General features: G+C 54.5%; 18 protein-coding genes and 1 pseudogene. 5 read left to right on the forward strand and 14 right to left on the reverse strand.

What is annotated here, in order from left to right:
- The first annotated feature begins 55 nt into the window (after positions 1-55).
- The 4 genes and pseudogenes from HMPREF3142_RS25550 (at position 56) to HMPREF3142_RS25565 (ending at position 4,437) form a co-directional block, all read left to right on the forward strand.
- Positions 56-1,345 carry an MFS transporter gene (locus HMPREF3142_RS25550; protein ID WP_023340610.1) on the forward strand — a complete coding sequence of 430 codons (1,290 nt, stop codon included), beginning with the start codon at positions 56-58 and terminating at the stop codon, positions 1,343-1,345.
- Positions 1,346-1,692: 347 nt separating this feature from the next.
- Complete coding sequence (locus tag HMPREF3142_RS25555; RefSeq protein ID WP_038421643.1) at positions 1,693-3,162, forward strand: AAA family ATPase; 1,470 nt, start codon at positions 1,693-1,695, stop codon at positions 3,160-3,162.
- An 87-nt stretch (positions 3,163-3,249) separates the two neighbouring features.
- Positions 3,250-3,573 (forward strand): annotated as a pseudogene (locus HMPREF3142_RS25560) (integrase core domain-containing protein); the annotation flags it as partial.
- A gap of 93 nt (positions 3,574-3,666) precedes the next feature.
- Complete coding sequence (locus HMPREF3142_RS25565; RefSeq protein WP_000433086.1) at positions 3,667-4,437, forward strand: response regulator; 771 nt, start codon at positions 3,667-3,669, stop codon at positions 4,435-4,437.
- A gap of 303 nt (positions 4,438-4,740) precedes the next feature.
- Here the strand turns inward: HMPREF3142_RS25565 and guaA are convergent, their stop codons facing one another.
- Entirely contained in the window at positions 4,741-6,318 is a 1,578-nt protein-coding gene (gene guaA / locus HMPREF3142_RS25570) for a glutamine-hydrolyzing GMP synthase (protein ID WP_070612867.1), read from the reverse strand.
- Positions 6,319-6,385: 67 nt separating this feature from the next.
- Positions 6,386-7,852 (reverse strand): IMP dehydrogenase, encoded by a 1,467-nt coding sequence (guaB, locus tag HMPREF3142_RS25575; RefSeq protein WP_004151980.1) that lies wholly within the window; start codon positions 7,850-7,852, stop codon positions 6,386-6,388.
- Positions 7,853-8,010: 158 nt separating this feature from the next.
- Here guaB and xseA point away from each other — a divergent pair, with 158 nt between their 5' ends.
- Positions 8,011-9,402, forward strand: coding sequence for an exodeoxyribonuclease VII large subunit (gene xseA, locus HMPREF3142_RS25580; protein ID WP_048267957.1), 1,392 nt, complete (start codon positions 8,011-8,013; stop codon positions 9,400-9,402).
- Here xseA and HMPREF3142_RS25585 read toward each other — a convergent pair.
- From HMPREF3142_RS25585 to ndk, 12 genes are all read right to left on the reverse strand, one after another.
- Positions 9,386-9,604 (reverse strand): zinc ribbon domain-containing protein, encoded by a 219-nt coding sequence (locus tag HMPREF3142_RS25585; protein ID WP_004201901.1) that lies wholly within the window; start codon positions 9,602-9,604, stop codon positions 9,386-9,388. The two genes, xseA and HMPREF3142_RS25585, sit on opposite strands and share 17 nt — an antisense overlap.
- 49 nt (positions 9,605-9,653) lie before the next feature.
- Complete coding sequence (locus HMPREF3142_RS25590; protein ID WP_070612869.1) at positions 9,654-10,733, reverse strand: Gfo/Idh/MocA family oxidoreductase; 1,080 nt, start codon at positions 10,731-10,733, stop codon at positions 9,654-9,656.
- Between the two features lie 183 nt (positions 10,734-10,916).
- Entirely contained in the window at positions 10,917-11,396 is a 480-nt protein-coding gene (locus tag HMPREF3142_RS25595; RefSeq protein ID WP_020317242.1) for an Hcp family type VI secretion system effector, read from the reverse strand.
- A 221-nt stretch (positions 11,397-11,617) separates the two neighbouring features.
- Entirely contained in the window at positions 11,618-12,310 is a 693-nt protein-coding gene (locus tag HMPREF3142_RS25605; protein ID WP_048267960.1) for a hypothetical protein, read from the reverse strand.
- 366 nt (positions 12,311-12,676) lie between these two features.
- The gene (gene der, locus HMPREF3142_RS25610) at positions 12,677-14,155 is read right to left on the reverse strand and encodes a ribosome biogenesis GTPase Der (protein ID WP_008803808.1); all 1,479 of its coding nucleotides are present in this window, start codon (positions 14,153-14,155) and stop codon (positions 12,677-12,679) included.
- Between the two features lie 113 nt (positions 14,156-14,268).
- The gene (bamB, locus tag HMPREF3142_RS25615) at positions 14,269-15,447 is read right to left on the reverse strand and encodes an outer membrane protein assembly factor BamB (protein ID WP_064144479.1); all 1,179 of its coding nucleotides are present in this window, start codon (positions 15,445-15,447) and stop codon (positions 14,269-14,271) included.
- A gap of 10 nt (positions 15,448-15,457) precedes the next feature.
- On the reverse strand, positions 15,458-16,078 hold the full coding sequence (locus tag HMPREF3142_RS25620; RefSeq protein WP_004201892.1) for a YfgM family protein: 621 nt from the start codon (positions 16,076-16,078) through the stop codon (positions 15,458-15,460).
- A gap of 34 nt (positions 16,079-16,112) precedes the next feature.
- Positions 16,113-17,387, reverse strand: coding sequence for a histidine--tRNA ligase (gene hisS, locus HMPREF3142_RS25625; protein WP_064144480.1), 1,275 nt, complete (start codon positions 17,385-17,387; stop codon positions 16,113-16,115).
- 91 nt (positions 17,388-17,478) lie between these two features.
- The gene (ispG, locus tag HMPREF3142_RS25630; RefSeq protein WP_008803805.1) at positions 17,479-18,600 is read right to left on the reverse strand and encodes a flavodoxin-dependent (E)-4-hydroxy-3-methylbut-2-enyl-diphosphate synthase; all 1,122 of its coding nucleotides are present in this window, start codon (positions 18,598-18,600) and stop codon (positions 17,479-17,481) included.
- 26 nt (positions 18,601-18,626) lie between these two features.
- Positions 18,627-19,619: a cytoskeleton protein RodZ gene (gene rodZ, locus HMPREF3142_RS25635; RefSeq protein ID WP_064144481.1), complete on the reverse strand. Its 993-nt coding sequence runs from the start codon at positions 19,617-19,619 to the stop codon at positions 18,627-18,629.
- A 276-nt stretch (positions 19,620-19,895) separates the two neighbouring features.
- Positions 19,896-21,062, reverse strand: coding sequence for a dual-specificity RNA methyltransferase RlmN (locus HMPREF3142_RS25640; protein ID WP_008803802.1), 1,167 nt, complete (start codon positions 21,060-21,062; stop codon positions 19,896-19,898).
- A gap of 484 nt (positions 21,063-21,546) precedes the next feature.
- On the reverse strand, positions 21,547-21,978 hold the full coding sequence (gene ndk, locus HMPREF3142_RS25645) for a nucleoside-diphosphate kinase (RefSeq protein ID WP_004144312.1): 432 nt from the start codon (positions 21,976-21,978) through the stop codon (positions 21,547-21,549).
- Between the last annotated feature and the right edge of the window lie 40 nt (positions 21,979-22,018).

Raw genomic sequence — 22,018 nt, forward strand, 5'->3', positions numbered from 1 at the left:
AGAACAATAGCCTGCCGGGTATGCTCAGGACAACTGCCTTAACGGAATGAAAACCATGGAAACACGCGCTATTCCCCGACGGCTCGCCTTCACCGCGGGCGGTCAGCAACTGATCAACTGGGGGATCTCTTTTTATATGCCCGGCACCTTTGCCGGGGCTATCGCCGCCGACAAAGGATGGTCCTTGCCGCAGATCTATCTCGGCCTGACGCTCGCCATGCTGATGATGGCCGCTGTTTCTCCGTTCGTTGCCAGGCTGCTGGCTCGCTTTGGCGGAAGGCTGGTGGTCACCAGCGGAACCTTACTGATAGCCGCCAGCTGCGCCATGATGGCCTGGCGCCCTTCGCTGGCCGGCTGGTACGGCGCCTGGCTGCTGACCGGCATCGGCATGCGGCTTTCGCTGTATGATGCGCTGTTCGCCACAGTGGTGAATCTGTACGGTCAGCAGGCGCGGAAAACTATCTCTCATATCACTCTCGCTGGCGGTCTGGCCTCTGCCCTCTTCTGGCCGCTGGGCGAGGCGTTATTAACCATCATGCCCTGGCAGAATGCCTTGCGGATCTATGCGCTGTTTGGCCTGCTGAGCGCATGGCTGAGTTATCAACTGCCTCGCCAGCGGCTCAGTTCACCGGCGAAATCACCAGCCTCGCAAGCGACAGCAGAGGGCGACCGGCGTAACGGAGTGCGTTACGCGATCTTCATTGCGCTGATCACCTTCATCTCTAACGGCACCTCCACCCATCTGCCGGAGTTTATCAGCCACTTTGGTCTGCCGGTTGCCGTCGGTATGCTGTGGGGATTCGGCCAGACCGGCGCCCGGCTGGGGGAAGTGCTGGCCGGTCCCCGGGTCACCCCACTCACGCTGACGCGTTTTACTGCGCTCGCCATGCCACTCTGTTTTCTCCTTGGATTGAGCAGCACGGCTTATGCCGGGTTCGCAGCCGGGTTTGTGCTGGGGTATGGCGCGATTAACGGGCTGGTGACGATTGTCAAAGCGACGCTACCGCTGGCGCTGTTTAGCGCAGAAAGCTATGCCTGCCGCACCGGTATCCTGCTAATCCCCGGGCAACTGATGGCGGCTGCCTCACCCTTTGCCTACGCATGGCTGAACCACCGGCTGGGCATTATCGGCGGAATGTGGGTGTCCACCGGGTTAACGCTGATCGTTGCCGGACTGGCGCTGGCGATGGTGCGCGGGGCGGGCAAGGCACAGCCGGGCAAATTTCCCGCCCTTCATCCGACGGCGGCAAAAAATGGGCCAGCTGAACATCTGCCGGAACCGCAAACGGGGAATTCACAGGGAAACCTCACCCTGCCAGATAATCTTCTGGGACGACGGGATTGAAGGGATGTCTAAAATAAAAAACCCTCTGTAAATACAGAGGGTTTTGTTTTATTCAGCTAACACCGGGGATGACTCCCACTCAGCTATCAATGAGAAAATAAAATTCAAACAAATCAATGCGTTGAAACAAACCACTTAGCTGATACCACGAAAAATACCATGTCTCAATAATAGAGCTGTCTACAGGCTGTTCAGACGAACAATATGGCCGCTCTACTCCTACTAGAGTCCTTAGCTCGGTAACATCACTAATTTCAACATAGATGTGAACAAAATGAGGCATCAACGCACCTATTCAGTTAGTGTATTTGATATCGTATGTGGCAACGAAAAATGGAGTTACAATCTTGAAAGTAAGCGAGTTATCTAGCCAAATTGGCCGACTTTACGGCTTAAACAACATCAACATAATTATGGGCCGAAACGGTGCGGGAAAAAGTCGTTTCCTTCGCGATATCGAACAAACAATCAGCCAGAACAAGCAGCAATTTTATGTCCGGTATGTAAGTCCAGAGCGAGCAGGGTCGTTCAAGCGTGATGGCACCATCCTCACAAATATGAGCGACAACCCCGAATGGCTGAGGCACACTCGGGCAGTTAATCAGGCAAGCAACTTCAAAGCTGCATCGGCTATGCTATTTCGCGAGGCCGAGACGCTTTACTTACGTCGACTTGCCAATACTCCGGAAATTCGAACTGATCTAACGCGAAACTTTCAGACAGACCGATTAAGTAAAATTAATCAGCTTCTCACTAACATTTCGCTCGAGATGGGTAATGCTGATTATGAGTTTCGATCACTTGTAGATGGTCAGATTATTGATCCGGCCCAAATCAGTAGCGGTGAATCGGAAGCGGTTGCATTAGCCGCGGAAATCATCTATTTCTTCGACACAATAGATCCGGAGAAATTCAACGTACTCCTCCTCGATGAGCCTGATGTACATCTGCACCCCGACCTCCAAGCTAGACTGGGCAAGCTGATAATCAGTATGCTCGACGAATTCAGAACACACGCGAACAGTATTGCCATATGCTTATCCACCCATAGTTCCCCGCTCGTCTGTTCTCTTGCCGCCTCCCCATATGTATCAATCGGCACGAAGAGCTTTGCAGTGAATGAAATCTCATTGATACCGGCCAGCGATGAACTTCGAAAGATTGCACCATTCTTCGGGCACCCCCTATCGCTTTCTCTTAGCGAAGACGCTGCATTAATTTTGGAAGGAGAGGACGACGAACGAGTCTGGCAACAAGCGGCCAGAACATCACAGGGTCGAATAAAAATCTTTCCCGTACTAGCAGGTAGCGTAGATCAACAGAGTCAACTTGAGGATTTTTGCGTAGACCTCCTTAGTACACTCTATGACAATCCAATCGCCTTTTCCCTTCGTGATGGCGATGGTGTAATCAACGAGTCGCTTGAACATCGCCTACCTCTTAAACGCTATCGCTTACGATGCTACGCTATCGAAAATGTTCTTTTGACTGATTCATGCCTTGCAGTAATGAATGTTACATGGGCGGAATTTGTAGACGCAGCCAAAAAATGGGTTGAGGATAATCAAACACACTCCGACATAGCGTTGATTGCAGAACTAATGGAATCGAGCGACCGATTGCGTCACAAGAAGATCAAGAAAATCCGCCAACTCGTCTGTGCTATTGTTGAGTGTAAAAAACCTTGGGAGGTAGTAGTTGGACAAGCAATCGGGGCATTGACCAGAGAAGACCTTGAAAACTCGAATATGTTGATCGATTTTCTTGGAGGAGAGATGGTCAGCGACGTCATCTTCAGGGACGCAATAAACCCATGAGAATGACCTGATACCATGACCACGATTGATCCGCCCTCATGGTATCAGTATTTATTTTATAACCCGCCTCTCAATACACCAAGAGATTGCGGTAAAGTGGAGCAGCATGATTACCAGCTTTATCTGGCGATAAATGATATTGAGCATACGAAAACGAAGGCAATGTCATCTAAGACCAATAGTATCTGCGAGCAGTTCCATAAAACGATACTGAACGAGTTTTATCAGGTGACGTTCCGCAAAAAGTTATATGATGATCTTGAAGCATTACAATCGGTTCTTGATGAATGGCTGGTTCACTATAATAATGAGCGAACCCATCAGGGAAAAATGTGCAGTGGCCGAACACCGATGGAAACGTTACTTGATGGAAAGCACATCTGGGATGAGAAAAACTCAAGCCAGATGTAATCTGACAGATACCTTTATAAATAGCCGGTAATTGTCAGATCAGGTCTGATCTAATACAACTTAACTGTGTTATGAGCAATACTGAGGATGGATATGGAACCAGAGAAATTTGCTGAAACTGCAATAGGATTTACCAAAAGCCCTCTTGGTATCATTGCACTCTTTATTGTTCTCGTTTATGGATTTGCCTCTTTCGTCGTTGGCTTTGGTAATGGCTTATCAGAGCATATAGCTCCCCTTATTTATTTCATGGTTTTCTTTCCTGTCATTGTGTTTCTTGGCTTTCTCTGGCTTGTTGCGAAACATCATAATAAGCTTTACGGGCCGTCAGATTTCAAAGATGAAAATAATTTTTTAAGAGCGCAAATAGCTACAGCAGCATCATTGACCGCCGCCACAGCAAAACAGCCTGAAAATAGTGCAGGGGTCACTGAAAGCCAACTGCGAAAAATCGTCAACGTTGTATCCAATGCAAAACGGCAGAGTAAGCATGAAAAATGGCGAAATCGTATTTTATGGGTGGATGATCGACCAGAAAATAATGTTTACGAAAGACAGGCATTTGAGGCACAGGGAATAGAGTTCGCTTTAGCTCTTTCAACTGACGAAGCCTTGGAATTGTTAAAAACAAATAAGTTTGCAGCTATTATTTCGGATATGGATCGCAAAGAAGGGGCGCAAGAAGGTTATGTCTTACTAGAAAGATTACGCGCAATGGGAGACAAAACTCCTTTTATGATCTATGCGTCCTCAGATCTACCAGAGCACAAGAGAATGGCGAGAGAAAGAGGTGCAATTGGCTCCACTAATCGAGCAGAAGAACTCTTTCAAATTGTCATGGGTGCGATTACCAATGGCTCATAACAAAGCCATTAAATTCGCCCCCTACGGCTACGGTTGCCGGACGCTCACAACGGCCAGTATCTCATTTGTCGATTTGATCGATCTCATCATACCCTTGTAAGCACTTCCGGCTAGACTGTTTTGGAATACCGCCATTTTGTTGGTAATGGCTTTTATCTTTAGGCCATAGCCGATGTTATAGAGTTACGGCCTTAGAAATAGAAGTCATACACTCAATGAAAAACCAATAAAAAAAATGCCAGTCAGAAAACTGACTGGCATTAAAGTTAGTTGAAAAAGCTTAATTACTATTTATAGCCAGTCCTACTCCCACTCAATCGTTGCTGGCGGCTTACCGCTGATGTCATACACCACGCGGGAGATACCGTTCACTTCATTGATAATGCGGTTAGAGACGCGGCCGAGGAAATCATACGGCAGGTGCGCCCAGTGCGCGGTCATAAAGTCGATGGTTTCCACCGCACGCAGGGAAACGACCCAGTCGTATTTACGGCCATCGCCCATTACGCCGACGGAACGAACCGGCAGGAACACGGTAAACGCCTGGCTCACTTTGTTGTACAGGTCAGCTTTGTGCAGCTCTTCGATGAAGATAGCGTCCGCACGACGCAGCAGGTCGCAGTACTCTTTCTTCACTTCGCCCAGCACGCGCACGCCGAGGCCCGGGCCCGGGAACGGGTGACGGTAGAGCATATCGTACGGCAGGCCCAGTTCCAGACCGATCTTACGCACTTCGTCTTTGAACAGCTCACGCAGCGGCTCAACCAGCCCCATCTTCATCTCTTTCGGCAGGCCGCCCACATTGTGGTGAGATTTAATGACGTGTGCTTTACCGGTAGCGGAAGCGGCAGATTCGATAACGTCAGGGTAGATGGTGCCCTGCGCCAGCCATTTGACGTCGTCCAGCTTCAGCGCTTCTTCGTCGAACACTTCCACGAAGACGCGGCCGATGATTTTACGTTTCGCTTCCGGATCGTTCTCGCCTTTCAGCGCATCGAGGAAGCGCTGCTCGCCTTCGACGTGAACAATGTTCAGGCCAAAGTGGTCGCCAAACATGTCCATCACCTGCTGCGCTTCATTCAGACGCAGGAGGCCGTTATCCACGAATACGCAGGTCAGGTTTTTGCCGATGGCGCGGTGCAGCAACATCGCGGTCACTGAGGAGTCCACGCCGCCGGAGAGGCCAAGGATCACTTTGTCATCGCCAACCTGCTGGCGGATACGCTCGACGGCGTCGTCGATGATTTTCGCCGGGGTCCACAGGGCTTCGCACTGGCAGATGTCGCGCACGAAGCGCTCCAGCATACGCATCCCCTGACGGGTGTGGGTCACTTCCGGGTGGAACTGCACGCCGTAGAAGCGTTTTTCTTCGTTGGCCATAATGGCGAACGGGCAGTTGTCGGTGCTGGCGACGGTGACGAAGTCAGACGGGATGGCGGTGACCTTGTCGCCGTGGCTCATCCACACGTCCAGCAGCGGTTTACCGTCTGCGGTCAGGGAGTCTTCGATACCGCGCACCAGCGCGCTGTCGTTAACCACTTCAACCTGCGCGTAGCCAAACTCACGCTCGTTAGAACCTTCCACATGGCCGCCCAGCTGCATCGCCATGGTCTGCATGCCGTAGCAGACGCCAAATACCGGCACGCCGGCTTCAAACACATACTGCGGCGCGCGCGGGCTGTTCTCTTCGGTAGTACTTTCCGGGCCGCCGGAAAGAATGATGCCGCTTGGATTGAATTCGCGGATCTGTGCTTCTGTGGCATCCCACGCCCACAGCTCACAGTAGACGCCCAGCTCACGCACGCGACGCGCCACCAGCTGAGTATACTGAGAGCCGAAGTCGAGGATGAGAATGCGATGTTTATGAATGTTTTCCGTCATTGACGCTAATTCCGAGGCAAGTGAAACAGAGTAAATAAATCGCCCGACGCTAGGTCGGGCGAAGAAATCAGGAGCCCAGACGGTAGTTCGGGGACTCTTTGGTGATGGTCACGTCGTGAACGTGGCTTTCCTGAATGCCCGCACCGCTGATGCGTACGAATTCAGCTTTGGTACGCAGCAGGTCAATGGTACCACAGCCGGTCAGCCCCATACAGGAACGCAGACCTCCCATCTGCTGGTGAATAATCTCTTTCAGGCGACCTTTATAGGCCACGCGGCCTTCGATACCTTCCGGCACCAGTTTGTCAGCAGCGTTATCGCTCTGGAAGTAGCGGTCAGAGGAGCCTTTAGACATCGCGCCAAGAGAGCCCATGCCGCGGTAAGATTTGTAAGAACGGCCCTGGTAGAGTTCGATTTCACCCGGGGACTCTTCGGTACCCGCCAGCATAGAGCCGACCATCACCGCGGCCGCGCCGGCAGCGATGGCTTTGGCGATATCGCCGGAGAAACGGATACCGCCGTCAGCGATAACCGGAATACCGGTCCCTTCCAGTGCTTCCACCGCGTCGGAAACGGCGGTGATCTGCGGCACGCCTACGCCGGTGACGATACGGGTCGTACAGATGGAGCCCGGGCCGATACCCACTTTCACCGCGCTGCAACCGGCTTCCGCCAGCGCGCGCGCGCCTGCACCGGTGGCCACGTTGCCGCCGATGATCTGCAGGTCCGGGTATTTCGCGCGGGTTTCACGAATGCGCTGCAGGACGCCTTCAGAATGACCGTGCGAGGAGTCGATCAGCAGAACGTCAACGCCCGCGGCTACCAGCGCGTCTACGCGCTCTTCGTTGCCGGCACCGGCGCCGACCGCCGCGCCTACGCGCAGACGGCCCTGCTCATCTTTACAGGCATTCGGTTTACGTTCTGCTTTCTGGAAATCTTTAACGGTGATCATGCCGCGCAGGTGGAAGCTCTCATCCACGACCAGCGCCTTCTCAACGCGTTTTTCATGCATCTTAGCGAAGACCACCTCGCGGCTTTCGCCTTCACGTACGGTAACCAGACGCTCTTTCGGGGTCATATAGACGCTGACCGGCTGGTTCAAATCGGTGACGAAACGCACGTCGCGGCCAGTGATGATACCGACCAGCTCGTTCTCTTCGGTAACCACCGGGTAGCCGGCGAAGCCGTTACGCTCGGTCAGCTCTTTCACTTCACGCAGGGTGGTGGTTGGCAGAACGGTCTGCGGGTCGGTGACCACGCCGGACTCATGTTTCTTCACGCGACGAACTTCTTCCGCCTGGCGCTCGATGGACATGTTTTTGTGAATAAAGCCGATGCCGCCTTCCTGTGCCAGGGCAATAGCCAGACGCGCTTCCGTTACGGTATCCATGGCTGCGGAGAGCATAGGAATATTCAGACGAATGGTTTTCGTCAGCTGAGTGCTGAGATCGGCAGTATTCGGCAGAACGGTAGAATGAGCGGGAACGAGGAGGACGTCGTCAAACGTCAGGGCTTCTTTAGCGATACGTAGCATGGGCAATATCTCGACCAGGGTGGATAAATATTGCCGTGGCATTATACAGAGCGTAACCGATTGCATCTACCCTTTTTTGCAAATAATACTTGCCATCCCCTCTGAGCGCGTTACTATCGACTGAATAACCTGCTGATTTAAAGTTTGATCTTGCTCACATGTTACCCTCTCAATCCCCCGCAATTTTTACCGTAAGCCGCCTCAATCAGACGGTGCGTCTGCTGCTTGAGCGCGAAATGGGCCAGGTTTGGATCAGCGGCGAGATCTCTAACTTCAGCCAGCCTTCTTCCGGCCACTGGTACTTCACCTTAAAAGACGATAACGCCCAGGTGCGCTGCGCGATGTTCCGCAACAGCAACCGCCGGGTGACGTTTCGCCCACAGCACGGGCAGCAGGTGCTGGTTCGCGCCAACATCACCCTGTATGAGCCGCGCGGCGACTACCAGATTATTGTCGAAAGCATGCAACCCGCCGGCGAAGGGTTATTACAGCAGAAGTATGAGCAGCTCAAAGCACAGTTAACGGCGGAAGGACTGTTCGAGCAAAAACATAAGCAGGCGCTCCCCTCACCCGCCCACTGCGTCGGCGTCATCACCTCGAAAACCGGTGCGGCGCTGCACGATATTCTCCATGTCCTCAGGCGCCGCGATCCCGGGCTGCCGGTGATCATCTACCCAACCGCGGTCCAGGGTGACGATGCCCCAGGGCAGATTGTGCGCGCCATCGCGCTGGCCAACGCGCGCCAGGAGTGTGACGTGCTGATTGTCGGGCGCGGCGGCGGTTCGCTGGAGGATCTGTGGAGTTTTAACGATGAGCGGGTGGCGCGGGCTATTTTCGCCAGCCAGATCCCTATCGTCAGCGCCGTCGGCCATGAAACCGACGTCACGATCGCCGATTTTGTTGCCGACCTGCGAGCACCGACTCCCTCAGCCGCCGCGGAGATCGTCAGCCGCAATCAGCAGGAGCTGCTGCGCCAGCTGCAGTCCGGACAGCAGCGTCTGGAGATGGCGATGGACTATTTCCTCGCCAGTCGCCAGCGCCGTTTTACCCAGCTGTTCCATCGCCTGCAGCAACAGCATCCGCAGCTGCGCTTGGCCCGCCAGCAGACCGCCCTGGAACGCCTGCGCCAGCGGATGCGCATCGCCGTGGAGTCACAGATTAAGCGCGCCGAACAGCGGCAAAAGCGCACCGTTCAACGTCTGGATCACTACAACCCGCAGCCACGGATCCACCGGGCGCAATCGCGGATCCTGCAGCTGGAATACCGGCTGGCGGAAAATATGCGTGGCCGCCTCAGCGAGCGGCGTGAACGGTTTGGCAACGCGGTGACCCATCTGGAGGCGGTGAGTCCCTTAGCCACTCTGGCGCGCGGCTACAGCGTCACCTCGGTGAGCGACGGTACGGTGCTAAAGCAGACAAAACAGGTCAAAACCGGCGATCTGCTCACCACCCGCCTGAAAGACGGCTGGGTCGAAAGCGAAGTGAAGCAGATCGCGCCGGTGAAAAAAACGCGGGCCAGAAAGCCTTCACCCGCTAAACCAGCGGAATAAATTCCACCCGTTTTTTCGAGATCAGGCCATGCCCATGCTGGCAAAAGTAATCCACCGCGCCGCACGCCTTGAGCACCTCCAGCGGCTGGTGGCATTCCGGGCAGCGGGCCTCGAGGGCAAATACCCTTTCGCACTGGGCGCAATGCGCGCTGCTGCCTTTGACATCTAACGGCGCGTGGCACAGAGGGCAATCAAGTTCCATAACCATTCCTTTCAACGTTTATCTGCACCTATTTTATCATGTTCCGGGTTTAATGAGGGCCGCGTAATTGCTGCTGTAGCCGGAGCAGCCATTCCACTTCCTCAAGCCGACGTCGCGTCAACCCGGCCACGCTGTCGGGCGCCCGGATAAACAGATTATCCGCGCCGAGGATCTGCTCATCGAGGCAGTGCGAATAGATCGTCCCGGGGCGGGTCCAGCGCTGGATCCGCTCGCCGTCGTGCAGCGTCACCACTTCGCCCTCAGGGGAGCGGTCGAGGATGAGGATTCGCCCGTCCCGCAGCCCTATCCGCATTCCCTTTTGCCCGCCCGCGGGGCCCGCGTATTTGTTTAGCCAGATATTAAGCGGGATAGTTCCGAGGGTTCCCTGCAGATGCGCCTCCCCCTCTGCGGTGACCGTATCCCCAGGGGCAATGTCATGGCCGAGGCGGTCTTTCGCCACCCGAAGGGAAAGGCTCAGCGCCGTATCGCTTCCGCTGGCGTGCAGGGTTTCGCGGAGCATCGCCAGGACATGGGTGCCGATATCAAGGATCACCCCATCAGGGTGACGCAGCTGCCGGGTATCCAGCTCCCCGGTGGCAAAATTGAGCGCGACCGGCTCTCCGGCAGCGTTAAAGCCGCTTGGCTCCTGTAAATAGCCTTCGAGCCAGACGATATCCTGCGCTGACAGGTGCGGCGGCGGCTGGCGGCTGGCCTCCCCTTCCGCCCGCCACCGTGGGCCAGGAGCGTTCAGCGCAACGCCTCGCGCCATCCAGTGGTCAAGAGCCAGCACCCGCGCGGCCTGCTCAGGCGGTGCCAGCAGCGCCCGCAGTCGGGCGGCCTGCTCAAGGTTGGCCACGATCGGCTTTTCCACCACGATGCGGGAAATGCCGCTGGCTAACGCTCTCTCCAGCACGGGCAGATGCTGAAGTGATGAGGTGGTAATGAAGAGCGTATCCAGAGGTTTGGCCAGCAGTGCCGACAGCGAATTACAGCGCTGGATCCCCGGCAGCGCTCTGCTGCTGTCCAGATCATAGCCATGGCAGCTGTCAATACGGTATCCCAGGCGACGCAGCGCCGGTAAATAGGCGGTTTCCACCACCGCGCCGAGGCCGATAAAACCAATCTGCATAGTAAGTCCACCTTTGAGCCGCTCTGTTCCCCGCGAAGTATCGCGGGATTATGACGGAAGGTTTTGACATTTACCGGCATGGCGGCCACAAAAAACCCGCCAATATGAATTTCAATTTTGAAATGATGTATAAAATTGTACCTACTACGAGATACTTGGCATTTTTGCGTGAAAATAATGGAGTCATGCACAACAACGGTCATTCCATGAGTCGCGGTAGTAAATATTTCCGTCCATGTATTTCCAAGTGATCGCCTCATAACGCATCTCGAGCGTTTCCAGGTGGGTACTGCTCATACCAGTAGGTGATAAATACGGCGCAACCGTAGTGACTTTGACGTTCTCCAGGATGATGTTGAAATACTCAGCCTCAATGCCCGCCTCCAGAATGCGGTACATCTTTATAATCGCCTTCTTCATCGGGCGCCCCTCACACACGGCACGATACAAAAGCGGTGTTGTCTGATCGAATTCCTTTACTATCGACACAGGACGATGTATACGCGTACCTGTCAGTTTTCCCCAGCTTGGATCAACTGGAATAGTAATACCATGAGAGAATGATTTTAACTCAATAGATCCAAGACGCGTTGGCATCATGCAGCTTCCAATGATCGGAGAACCGTTTTCATCTTCAAGCCATAAATGTGCGGGAGTAGACATACAATTTCCTTATCATAAATAACGTTAGAATTACCATTTCACATAGCGCCCAACGATAATAATCATAAGTACAGCGAATATACCAACAGGCCAAACCGGCCCCTCAGGGAAAATTTGAAAAAAAACCACTGCAAATATGACAATGCAAAGCGGTGGGGCATACAGCGAAATTAATTGCTGGAACAACCACAAAAGCGCTCTTTTAATAAATGACATCATCACTACCTAATCATTCTTTCGATGATATTAGCGATCTCTGCATCTGAGGCCCATTGAGCTTTAAAAGCGTCGGCATGTTCAAATAACGGCGCCACCAGAAAATACATCATTTCAAGTTCTTGTTCGTATAGTATAGAAAAGAATGCAGGATAACAGATTCGGAGACGCTCAGCGCTATCTGCAGCCTTCTGCACAACACCATACACGCCAGCCACTGTAACGGCGACCCCCGCAGAACGCCCAGCAAGCGCTCCCATATCTAGGCTTAGTTTCATGCCTACCGAAACACAGGTAGCCGTAGCTAAAACAAATCCAGATTTGGTTAGAGAGTCTGCAGCGATATGAATATTAACAGCCATCAGAATTCTTTTAATATGCTCTAACTGCTCTGTTGTTTTGTGCCTAAATATTTCTTCAAAATATATTTGAAGCATTTCATATACAATATCATTACGCTGTAAAAGATGGTAGATACCTTTAGCAAATCTAACATCCTCATTCTTCTGCTTTTTACATACATCCTGATACTCATCAGTAAAACAGGATGTATAATACAGGGCCCGAGTTACGCCAGCGCCTATTGTTTTAACCTGACTGGAAACCCGTTGTTCTATGCCTGAAACAGCGCGTTCAAGTTTTCTTGCGAGAATTTTATTGGCCTGTAAATAGCTGATGACGACATTGTTGTAATACATTATCACTCCTTGCTGATTAATTTCACCATCCTGTGAACAAACCTAACTTACCATAATACTCAGCCATAAAGTAGACTCTCCAGTTTCTCCCGCATTACAGGAAATCGGCACCGTGGAATTCCCCCAACATATCCAGATGCGTTTTCTCTCTTATCATTACGATAACTTTCTACGTATATATTATCAAAGCGTACTCAAACGATTGCTTGAGCAAGCGAAGCTAACAAATGAGAAATTTCATAGGTACGTGCAGATATACATGCCAAACATGCGCGTTGATGCGTCGTTACGATCGCCCTTAATAAAAAAGCCCGGCAGATGCGGGCTTTGAAGGATTCATGTTGGTGAGTAAATCTTGCTGATAGCTTATTTGCTTTTCTTGATGTGCTTGATCAGGCGCTTACGTTTACGCATCTGGTTCGGCGTCAGGGTGTTGCGCTTGTTGGCGAACGGGTTTTCCCCTTCCTTGAACTGGATCCGGATTGGCGTACCCATCACGTCCAGGGATTTACGGAAGTAGTTCATCAGGTAGCGCTTGTAGGAATCCGGCAGATCCTTCACCTGGTTACCGTGGATCACCACGATAGGCGGGTTGTAGCCCCCGGCGTGGGCATATTTCAGCTTCACGCGACGGCCACGCACCAGCGGTGGCTGATGATCTTCCGCCGCCATGTTCATGATCCGGGTCAGCATCGCGGTGCTTACGCGGCGGGTGGCGCTGTCATAGGCTTCGCGTACTGATTCAAACAGGTTGCCTACGCCGCTGCCGTGCAGGGCGGAGATGAAGTGCACCCGTGCAAAGTCGATAAAGCCCAGACGATAGTCGAGGGTCTCCTTCACCTGCTCCTTCACTTCCTGACTCAGGCCATCCCACTTGTTGACAACGATCACCAGAGAACGACCGCTGTTGAGGATAAAGCCCAGCAGCGAGAGGTCCTGATCGGAGATCCCTTCGCGAGCATCGATCACCAGCAGCACGACGTTGGCGTCTTCAATCGCCTGCAGCGTTTTGATCACCGAGAACTTTTCCACGACGTCGGTGATTTTCCCGCGCTTACGTACCCCGGCGGTATCGATGAGCACATATTCACGCTCGTCACGCTGCATCGGGATGTAAATACTGTCGCGGGTGGTGCCCGGCATATCGTAAACCACCACGCGATCTTCACCGAGGATGCGGTTGGTGAGGGTTGATTTACCGACGTTAGGGCGTCCAACAATCGCCAGCTTGATCGGCAGATCCTGCGGATTGAAGTCGTCCTCCGGCTCTTCTTCCGCTTCACCATTCTGCTCGGCTTCGAATTTTGCCCAGTATTCGGCGTCTTCATCCACCTCTTCCTGCGGGCTGATCTCATCCACCCATGGCAGCAGGGCCTGTTCCAGCAGGCTGGTCACGCCGCGGCCGTGCGAAGCAGCGATAGGATAGATATCACCCAGGCCTAAGGACCAGAAGTCCGCCATCGCCTGGTCGACATCGATGCCGTCGGTTTTATTGGCCACCAGGAAGGTGGGCTTTTCACGAGAGCGCAGATGTTTAGCGATGGCGATGTCCGCCGGCATCAGGCCTGCGCGCGCATCGACCATAAACAGCACCACATCGGCCTCTTCGATAGCCAACAGCGACTGCTCCGCCATCCGGGTTTCCACGCCCTCTTCCGTACCATCAATACCACCGGTATCGATACAGATGAATTCGCGGCCTTCGACTTCGGCCCGACCGTACTTACGGTCACGAGTCAGCCCCGGGAAATCCGCAACCAGCGCATCACGAGTGCGCGTCAGGCGGTTAAAGAGCGTGGATTTTCCAACGTTAGGGCGCCCGACAAGCGCGACCACAGGTATCATGTTAAATGCCTCATACAATCACTAAGCAACATCGTCTTAACGACGTTTTTAAAAAAGTCAAAACGGCCCCTGTCTGCCAGGGGCCGTTTCTTAATCATTCACGACAGCGGTAATTAACGCGTAATCGCGTACAGCGTACCGTCTTTCGCCTGGATCAGCAGTCGACCATCTGCGACCACCGGATCGGTCAGGAAGCCGGAACTATCGACTTTCTGCTGTGCCACAAAATGGCCATCTTCCGGATTCACCCAGTGCATGTAGCCTTCGCTATCACCGACGACCAGATTGCCATTATACAACACCGGCGCGGTCAGCAAACGGTGCAGCAGATCGCTTTGCGTCCACAGGGTCACCCCACCATCGGTGGTCAGTGCCAGCAGGCGATCGTTCTGGTCAACCAGGTAGATACGGTTACCATCGACGATGAAATCATTCACCGAACCCAGCTCGCGTTTCCACATAATCTGGCCGCTACGCAGGTCCAGCGCGGTCAGGTTACCGTTATAAGCCAGCGCATAAACCACACCGTTAACGATGATCGGCGTCGTGTCGACGTCGTTCAGGCGGTCAATTTCCGTCGGGCCGGTGGCCGTAGAAATACGCTGCTGCCAAATCATCTGCCCCTGCTGCATCAATACTGCACTGACGCGGCCGTTGTCGCCGCCGACGATCGCCGCGCCATAAGCGGTCGCAGGCGCAGACTCGCCGCGCAGGGAGAGTGCCGGCATATCGAGGTTAACGGTCCACTTCACGGCACCATCGGTCTCATTCAACGCCTGCAGCTGGCCGTTACTGGTATGCACCAGCACCATGCCATCGCTCACCACCGGACGCGACAGCGCCTCGCCAGCAACGCGGGTTTGCCAGGCAACGGTACCATCGCTGGTATTCAGCGCATACAGCTGCGCTTTCTCACTGCCAATATAAACATGGCCGCCAGAGACGGTCACACCGCCGGAAAGCAGCGCTGGCACGCGCGAGAACCAGCCATCTTTCTCCGCCAGGTTCACAGACCACACCTCTTTGCCGTCGTTCGCGTTCAGCGCTTTGACGGTGCCTTTACGGTCAGCAGCATACACTACGCCGTCGGCGAAGGCCGGATGAAGGTTAGAGTAAAATTCGCCGATACCATCGCCAACCGAGGTGCTCCAGGACGTGGACGGCGTAAACTGGTTTTCTACCGTCGGCAGCGGTGACATTTTCACCACATCTTCTTCGCTATTAAACAGCGAACACCCGCTCAGCAAGGTAACGGAAAGCAGCCCTGGCAAAAGTAATTTACGCAATTGCATCGAGTCCCTCTCAGATGGACAAATTATTCATTTTCATACGCATCATTTCGCTGAGCGCAGGAGAAGCATCGCTTTTCACGCCAGCTTCCCACGCCGCACGGGCCCCTTGCTTATCGCCTTTGCTCAACAGAATTTCGCCGCGCAAATCGGCCACAATGGCGGTCCAGCCCTCACCTTTGATGCTGTCGAGGGTTTTCAGCGCCGCATCAGCCTGTTTCATCTGCAGCTGAACGCGGGCAAGACGCATGCTGATAACCGATTTCAGGTTATCATCAGACGCGGCCGCCAGCCCCTGCTGCAGCTGCTTTTCAGCGTTAGGCAGATCGTTCTGTTCAACAAAATGCTGTGCCAGCTCGAGAGAGGCGAAGGCGCCGTAGGTATTTTTATTGTCAGCCGCGAATTTCTCCGCCCCTGACAGTACTTCTGGCGTATTCGATTTCAGCGCGGAAGTCGCCTGTTCGTAAGCCAGAGACGCGTCTCTGGCCGTATCCTGCTGATGGGAGGTCCAGTAGCGCCAGCCAACCAGCGCGCCAATCCCTAAAATCACCCCGACCGCCAGCGCTTTGCCGTTTTCGGCAAAGAAGCGCTTCAGCGCATCGACCTGATCGTTCTCGTTGTTAAAAGTTTCCACGCAGTCCTTCTCCTGACTAATAATTCCCGGGAGATTAACCCAGAAGTGTGCGCAAATGCGCGGCAACGCTCTCCTGCGTTACGGTAGTTTGCTCACCTGAGCGTAAATCCTTCACTACCACGTTTCCGTCAGCGATCTCTGACTCACCGACCACCAGGGCGATACGGGCGCCCCACTTATCGGCGCGGGCAAACTGCTTCTTAAAGTTGCCGCCGCCGTGGTTGGTCATCAGCTTCACGCCGGGCAGCGCATCGCGAACCTGCTCAGCCAGACGCATTGCAGCAGACTGAGTATCGGTCCCGGAGGCTACCAGGTATATATCGACAACAGGATCGGCTTTAAATTCCGGATTCACTGCCTGGACCAGTAAAACAAGACGTTCCAGCCCCATAGCAAAACCCACGCCCGGGGTGGCACGACCGCCAAGCTGCTCAACCAGACCGTCGTAGCGGCCGCCGGCGCAGACAGTGCCCTGGGAACCGAGGCTGGTGGTTACCCACTCGAACACGGTACGGTTATAGTAGTCGAGGCCGCGTACCAGACGCTGGTTGACGGTGTAGCGGATCCCGGCATCGTCGAGCAGCACGCACAGGCCGGCAAAGTGGGTTTTCGACTCTTCGTCGAGGTAGTCGCCGAGCGCCGGCGCGTCGTTCAGCAGCGCCTGCACGTCCGGGTTCTTGGAGTCCAGCACCCGCAGCGGGTTGGTGTACATCCGGCGTTTGCTGTCTTCATCCAGCTTATCGGTAAACTGCTCCAGGTAAGCTACCAGCGCGTCGCGGTAGTTGGCACGCGCTTCCAGCGAACCGATGGAGTTCAGCTCAAGGCTGACGTGATCGGCAATGCCCAGCTCACGCCACCAGCGCGCGGTCAGCATAATCAGCTCGGCATCGATGTCCGGGCCCTGCAGGCCAAACACTTCGGCGCCGATCTGGTGGAACTGGCGGTAGCGACCTTTCTGCGGACGCTCGTGGCGGAACATTGGCCCGACGTACCACAGACGCTGTTCTTGATTGTACAGCAGACCATGTTCGATGCCGGCACGTACGCAGCCCGCCGTCCCTTCCGGACGCAGCGTCAGGCTGTCGCCGTTGCGGTCCTCAAAGGTGTACATCTCTTTTTCAACCACGTCGGTCACTTCGCCGATCGCGCGTTTGAATAACGGGGTCTGCTCTACAATCGGCAAACGGATTTCGCTGTAACCGTAGCTACCGAGCACCTGCTTCAGTGAGCCTTCAATGCGCTGCCAGAGAGCGGTTTCGCCCGGCAGATAATCGTTCATGCCACGGATGGCTTGAATGTTCTTTGCCACGTTTATTCTCTTTATATATACAAAAATGAACCCCGGCGCCTTGCGCCCGCAGGTTCAATCATACACGGGAAGCGTATCGCTTCCCAACACGTTATTTTGCTTCAAGCTGTTGAACGTCAATACGACGGGCTTCATCGAGCATCGAGGCTTTGGCACGAATACGCGCTTCCAGCTGGTCGATCATGTCGTCGTTGTCCAGTCGATCTTTACGCACGCCGTCTTCATAAAGGCCGCTTTTCTTGTTGCCGCCGGTCACGCCGAGGGTGGAGACCAGCGCTTCGCCCGGACCATTCACCACGCAGCCGATGATCGAAACATCCATCGGGGTGATGATATCTTCCAGACGCTGCTCCAGGGCGTTGACCGTACCGATAACGTCAAACTCCTGACGCGAGCAGGTTGGACAGGCAATGAAGTTAATGCCGCGAGCACGAATGCGCAGGGACTTGAGGATATCGAAGCCGACCTTGATCTCTTCCACCGGATCCGCCGCCAGCGAGACGCGCAGCGTATCGCCGATCCCCTCGGATAACAGCAGGCCCAGGCCGATCGCGGACTTCACCGCGCCGCTGCGTGCCCCACCCGCTTCGGTGATCCCGAGATGCAGCGGCTGATCGATCTGTTTCGCCAGCAGGCGATAAGACTCTACCGCCAGGAAGACGTCGGAGGCTTTAACGCTGACTTTAAACTGATCGAAGTTGAGGCGATCGAGATGATCGACGTGGCGCATAGCAGATTCGAGCAGCGCCTGCGGCGTCGGCTCGCCATATTTTTCCTGCAGATCTTTTTCCAGCGAGCCGGCGTTGACGCCGATGCGGATAGGAATGTTTTTATCGCGTGCGCAGTCCACAACCGTGCGAATGCGCTCTTCGTTGCCGATGTTGCCCGGGTTGATACGCAGGCAGTCAACACCGTATTCGGCGACTTTCAGCGCGATACGGTAGTCAAAATGGATATCGGCGACCAGCGGGACGTTGACCTGCTGTTTGATCAGTTTGAACGCTTCGGCGGCATCCATCGTCGGAACAGAGACGCGGACGATGTCCGCGCCGACGCGCTCTAACGCTTTGATTTGGCTTACCGTCGCGGCCACATCGGTGGTGCGCGTATTGGTCATTGACTGGACGGCGATGGGGGCCCCATCGCCAATTGGCACATTACCAACGTAAATACGTTTAGATTTTCTACGTTGAATCGGAGCCTGGTTATGCATGAAAAATCTCCCGCGTTACCCGTCTGTTACTGCGCCGGTGATTGTTCGGCATTGAGGGTCAGACGCGCAACCTGGTTAGTTCTGATAAAACGACTCAAATCGACTGGCTTGCCGAGGAACTGGATCTGTACCGCTGCCGGGGCGCCAATTTTCAGTTTATACGGCGCCTGACCGCTCAGATTCAGGTTGCCGCCTTTACGCTGCAGGCCGCTGAACAGTTTTTTACCGGTGGCATCGCTCACTTCCAGCCAGCAGTCGGCGGAAAAGTTCATCACCAGATCCTGTGCCGACGCCGCTGGGGTCGTGACGTTCGCCTGATCGGTCGGTAACGGCGAGGCCGGCGTTGCCGGGGTCGTCGGGGCCGTTCCGGCGGTATCGACATTAGCCTGAGAAGGTGCCACGACCGCGTTATTGTCCGCTGGCGTCTGAGCCGGGGCGCTGGTGGTCGGTGCGCTGGCGGTATCGGTTGGCGCGCTGTTCGCGGCGCTATCGGTGCCTGAGTCTACCGGCGCGCTGGTATCCAGCGGCACGTTCTGGTTGTTGGCGTCACCGCCGTTCAGCTCAGCGGAAGACTGATCGGCCATGGTCGAGATCTCTTCCTGCTGCGCCTTATGGTCTTGCCACCACCAGGCACCGCTCAGGCCGATAACCACAAACAGCACCAGCCAGGTAAAGCTCATCAGCCAGCCATCGCGCTTTTTGCGACGCTTGCCTAAAGAGAAGCTCTGCATTGGCGCGACCTTTGCCGCACGGATAGGTGCTTGCTTGGCCATCATCGGCAGCAGTTCTTCTTCAGGGATATGTACGAGGCGAGCGTAGGAGCGGATGTAACCGCGCAGGAAGGTGGAGGCGAGGTCGGCAGGTGCCTTATCGTCTTCAATATCACGAACCGTGGACACCTTCAGGCATAAGCGTTCGGCCACCGCTTGCTGGCTAAGTCCGAGTTGTTCGCGGGCGTGACGCAAACGCGCGCCCGTGGTGTTTGCTTCTTGATGATCTTGAGTGGCTTCAGTATTCATTCGCTACAACTACTGGTACGTGAAATTTAAAGTTCAGCGCGGGAAAACGCCGGCGCCGCGAGACATCTGTGGTACGTCAGCCTCACAGTATAGGACTGTCAGGCGCGCGATCACAGAGACGAATCAAAATTGAATGCTAAGCGGTTGTTGTGCCGCTACATACTGCCTCAAAGTCGACAAAAACGCACCGTAATTATTAACTGAATCAGCGTATTTCGCCTGGTTATTGGTCATAAATATGACCCGCGCCGCCTGTGCTGCACGGGTCATCATTTGTCAGACCGCTTTTACGTCAATCGCTTCACCCTGCATCCGCTTACGCAGCGTGCGCTTGGTACGGTCAATAACATCGCCCGCCAACTGGCCGCAGGCGGCATCAATATCGTCACCGCGGGTTTTACGCACGATGGTCGTAAATCCATATTCCATCAGGACCTTGGAGAAACGGTCGATGCGGCTGTTGGAGCTACGGCCGTAAGGCGCCCCCGGGAAGGGGTTCCATGGGATCAGGTTGATCTTGCACGGGGTGTCTTTCAGCAGCGCCGCCAACTCGTGGGCATGCTCGGTACCGTCGTTGACGTGATCCAGCATGACGTACTCGATGGTCACCCGGCCCTGGTTGGCGTTGGACTTCGAAATATAACCACGCACCGAGTTGAGGAAGGTCTCGATGTTGTATTTTTTGTTGATCGGGACGATTTCGTCACGAATGGTGTCGTTCGGCGCGTGCAGGGAAATCGCCAGCGCAACGTCGATCATATCGCCGAGCTTATCCAGCGCCGGCACCACGCCAGACGTCGACAGGGTGACGCGACGTTTGGAGAGACCAAAACCGAAGTCATCCAGCATGATTTCCATCGCCGGGACGACGTTGTTGAGGTTCAACAGCGGCTCGCCCATGCCCATCATTACCACGTTGGTGATAGGACGCACGCCGGTGGTCTTCACCGCGCCGACGATTTTCGCCGCGCGCCAGACCTGGCCGATAATTTCGGAAACCCGCAGGTTGCGGTTAAAGCCCTGCTGAGCGGTGGAGCAGAATTTACATTCCAGCGCGCAGCCTACCTGAGAAGAGACGCACAGGGTGGCGCGGTCTTCTTCCGGGATATAGACGGTCTCGACGCGCTGATCGCCAACGGCAATAGCCCACTTGATGGTGCCGTCGGTTGAGCGTTGCTCTTCCACCACTTCCGGGGCACGGATCTCGGCGACTTCTTTCAGTTTGCCGCGCAGGACTTTGTTGATGTCGGTCATTTCATCAAAGTCGTCGCAGCAGTAGTGATACATCCATTTCATCACCTGATCGGCGCGGAAAGGCTTCTCGCCCATGTTTTTGAAAAACTCGCGCATCTGCTGACGGTTTAAATCCAGCAGGTTGATTTTGGCATCTTTGTTCGGCACCGTCAGAGCGGCGGTATCAGGCGTGACAATTTGTTCAGACATAATGTTTTCCGGCCTCGTTATTACACGTTATGGCCCCAGGTGGGTTGAAAAAAGAAACGCCCCGGAGAGCGACTGCTCGTCCAGGGGCGCTATATTCTACAAATTCTGGCGCATCATTGCCACGTTTGCACAAAGCAATGAAAAAAAATCTGTTACTGACTGCTCAATCCTCTAAGGCTTTTCGATTGTCGCAAGGCGGCAAGCAAGTGACAAATTCGTCGGGAACGAATTTGACCAGCCGTAGGCTGGCCTCCGGTGAGAGGCAGGAGCCTCTCATTAATCCCCGGGAGCATAGATAACTATGTGACCGGGGTGAACGCGCGCAGCCAACGCCGCGACGGTCGAAAAGACGAGGTTTGTATCTCCAAAGTATTTCAGGTCACAGCGAGGCGGCGAGTTCGCAAATCCCCGGGAGCATAGATAACTATGTGACCGGGGTGCGCGAAGGAAGCCAACAATGCTGTGGCATGAAAGACGCAGGAGATTAGCGAGTGCGCGGGCAAACCTCGCCTTCAGCAAAGAAGAACGCGATTTCGCGAGCAGCGGATTCTACAGAATCGGAACCGTGGGTGCCGTTCTCGGTGAAGCTGTCAGCGTAGTCAGCGCGCAGGGTACCGGCCAGAGCGTTCGCCGGGTTGGTGGCGCCCAGCAGGTCACGGTGACGCTGAACCGCATTTTCGCCTTCCAGTACGGAAACCACGATCGGGCCGGAGGTCATGAATTCAACCAGACCATCGAAGAACGGACGACCTTCGTGCTCAGCATAGAAACCGCGAGCCTGCTCAACGGTCAGATGCAGCATTTTGGTGCCGACGATTTTGAACCCTGCAGCTTCAAAGCGAGAAAAGATGCTGCCAATAACGTTTTTTGCCACCGCGTTTGGTTTGATGATGGAAAAAGTACGTTCAATAGCCATGATTACCTCTAATTAAATGTTCTGTTGTTGCGCATACGAT

Source organism: Klebsiella sp. HMSC16C06 (assembly GCF_001808325.1).
GTDB classification, from domain to species: domain Bacteria; phylum Pseudomonadota; class Gammaproteobacteria; order Enterobacterales; family Enterobacteriaceae; genus Klebsiella; species Klebsiella variicola.

What these genes read in the sequence shown, in the direction of transcription:
- HMPREF3142_RS25550 (WP_023340610.1), top strand. Translation starts at nt 56, where the DNA reads ATGGAAACACGCGCTATTCCCCGACGGCTCGCCTTCACCGCGGGCGGT.
- HMPREF3142_RS25640 (WP_008803802.1), bottom strand. Translation starts at nt 21,062, where the DNA reads ATGTCTGAACAAATTGTCACGCCTGATACCGCCGCTCTGACGGTGCCG.
- xseA (WP_048267957.1), top strand. Translation starts at nt 8,011, where the DNA reads ATGTTACCCTCTCAATCCCCCGCAATTTTTACCGTAAGCCGCCTCAAT.
- HMPREF3142_RS25605 (WP_048267960.1), bottom strand. Translation starts at nt 12,310, where the DNA reads ATGTATTACAACAATGTCGTCATCAGCTATTTACAGGCCAATAAAATT.
- HMPREF3142_RS25595 (WP_020317242.1), bottom strand. Translation starts at nt 11,396, where the DNA reads ATGTCTACTCCCGCACATTTATGGCTTGAAGATGAAAACGGTTCTCCG.
- ispG (WP_008803805.1), bottom strand. Translation starts at nt 18,600, where the DNA reads ATGCATAACCAGGCTCCGATTCAACGTAGAAAATCTAAACGTATTTAC.
- HMPREF3142_RS25590 (WP_070612869.1), bottom strand. Translation starts at nt 10,733, where the DNA reads ATGCAGATTGGTTTTATCGGCCTCGGCGCGGTGGTGGAAACCGCCTAT.
- bamB (WP_064144479.1), bottom strand. Translation starts at nt 15,447, where the DNA reads ATGCAATTGCGTAAATTACTTTTGCCAGGGCTGCTTTCCGTTACCTTG.
- guaA (WP_070612867.1), bottom strand. Translation starts at nt 6,318, where the DNA reads ATGACGGAAAACATTCATAAACATCGCATTCTCATCCTCGACTTCGGC.
- ndk (WP_004144312.1), bottom strand. Translation starts at nt 21,978, where the DNA reads ATGGCTATTGAACGTACTTTTTCCATCATCAAACCAAACGCGGTGGCA.
- HMPREF3142_RS25565 (WP_000433086.1), top strand. Translation starts at nt 3,667, where the DNA reads ATGGAACCAGAGAAATTTGCTGAAACTGCAATAGGATTTACCAAAAGC.
- HMPREF3142_RS25585 (WP_004201901.1), bottom strand. Translation starts at nt 9,604, where the DNA reads ATGGAACTTGATTGCCCTCTGTGCCACGCGCCGTTAGATGTCAAAGGC.
- der (WP_008803808.1), bottom strand. Translation starts at nt 14,155, where the DNA reads ATGATACCTGTGGTCGCGCTTGTCGGGCGCCCTAACGTTGGAAAATCC.
- rodZ (WP_064144481.1), bottom strand. Translation starts at nt 19,619, where the DNA reads ATGAATACTGAAGCCACTCAAGATCATCAAGAAGCAAACACCACGGGC.
- guaB (WP_004151980.1), bottom strand. Translation starts at nt 7,852, where the DNA reads ATGCTACGTATCGCTAAAGAAGCCCTGACGTTTGACGACGTCCTCCTC.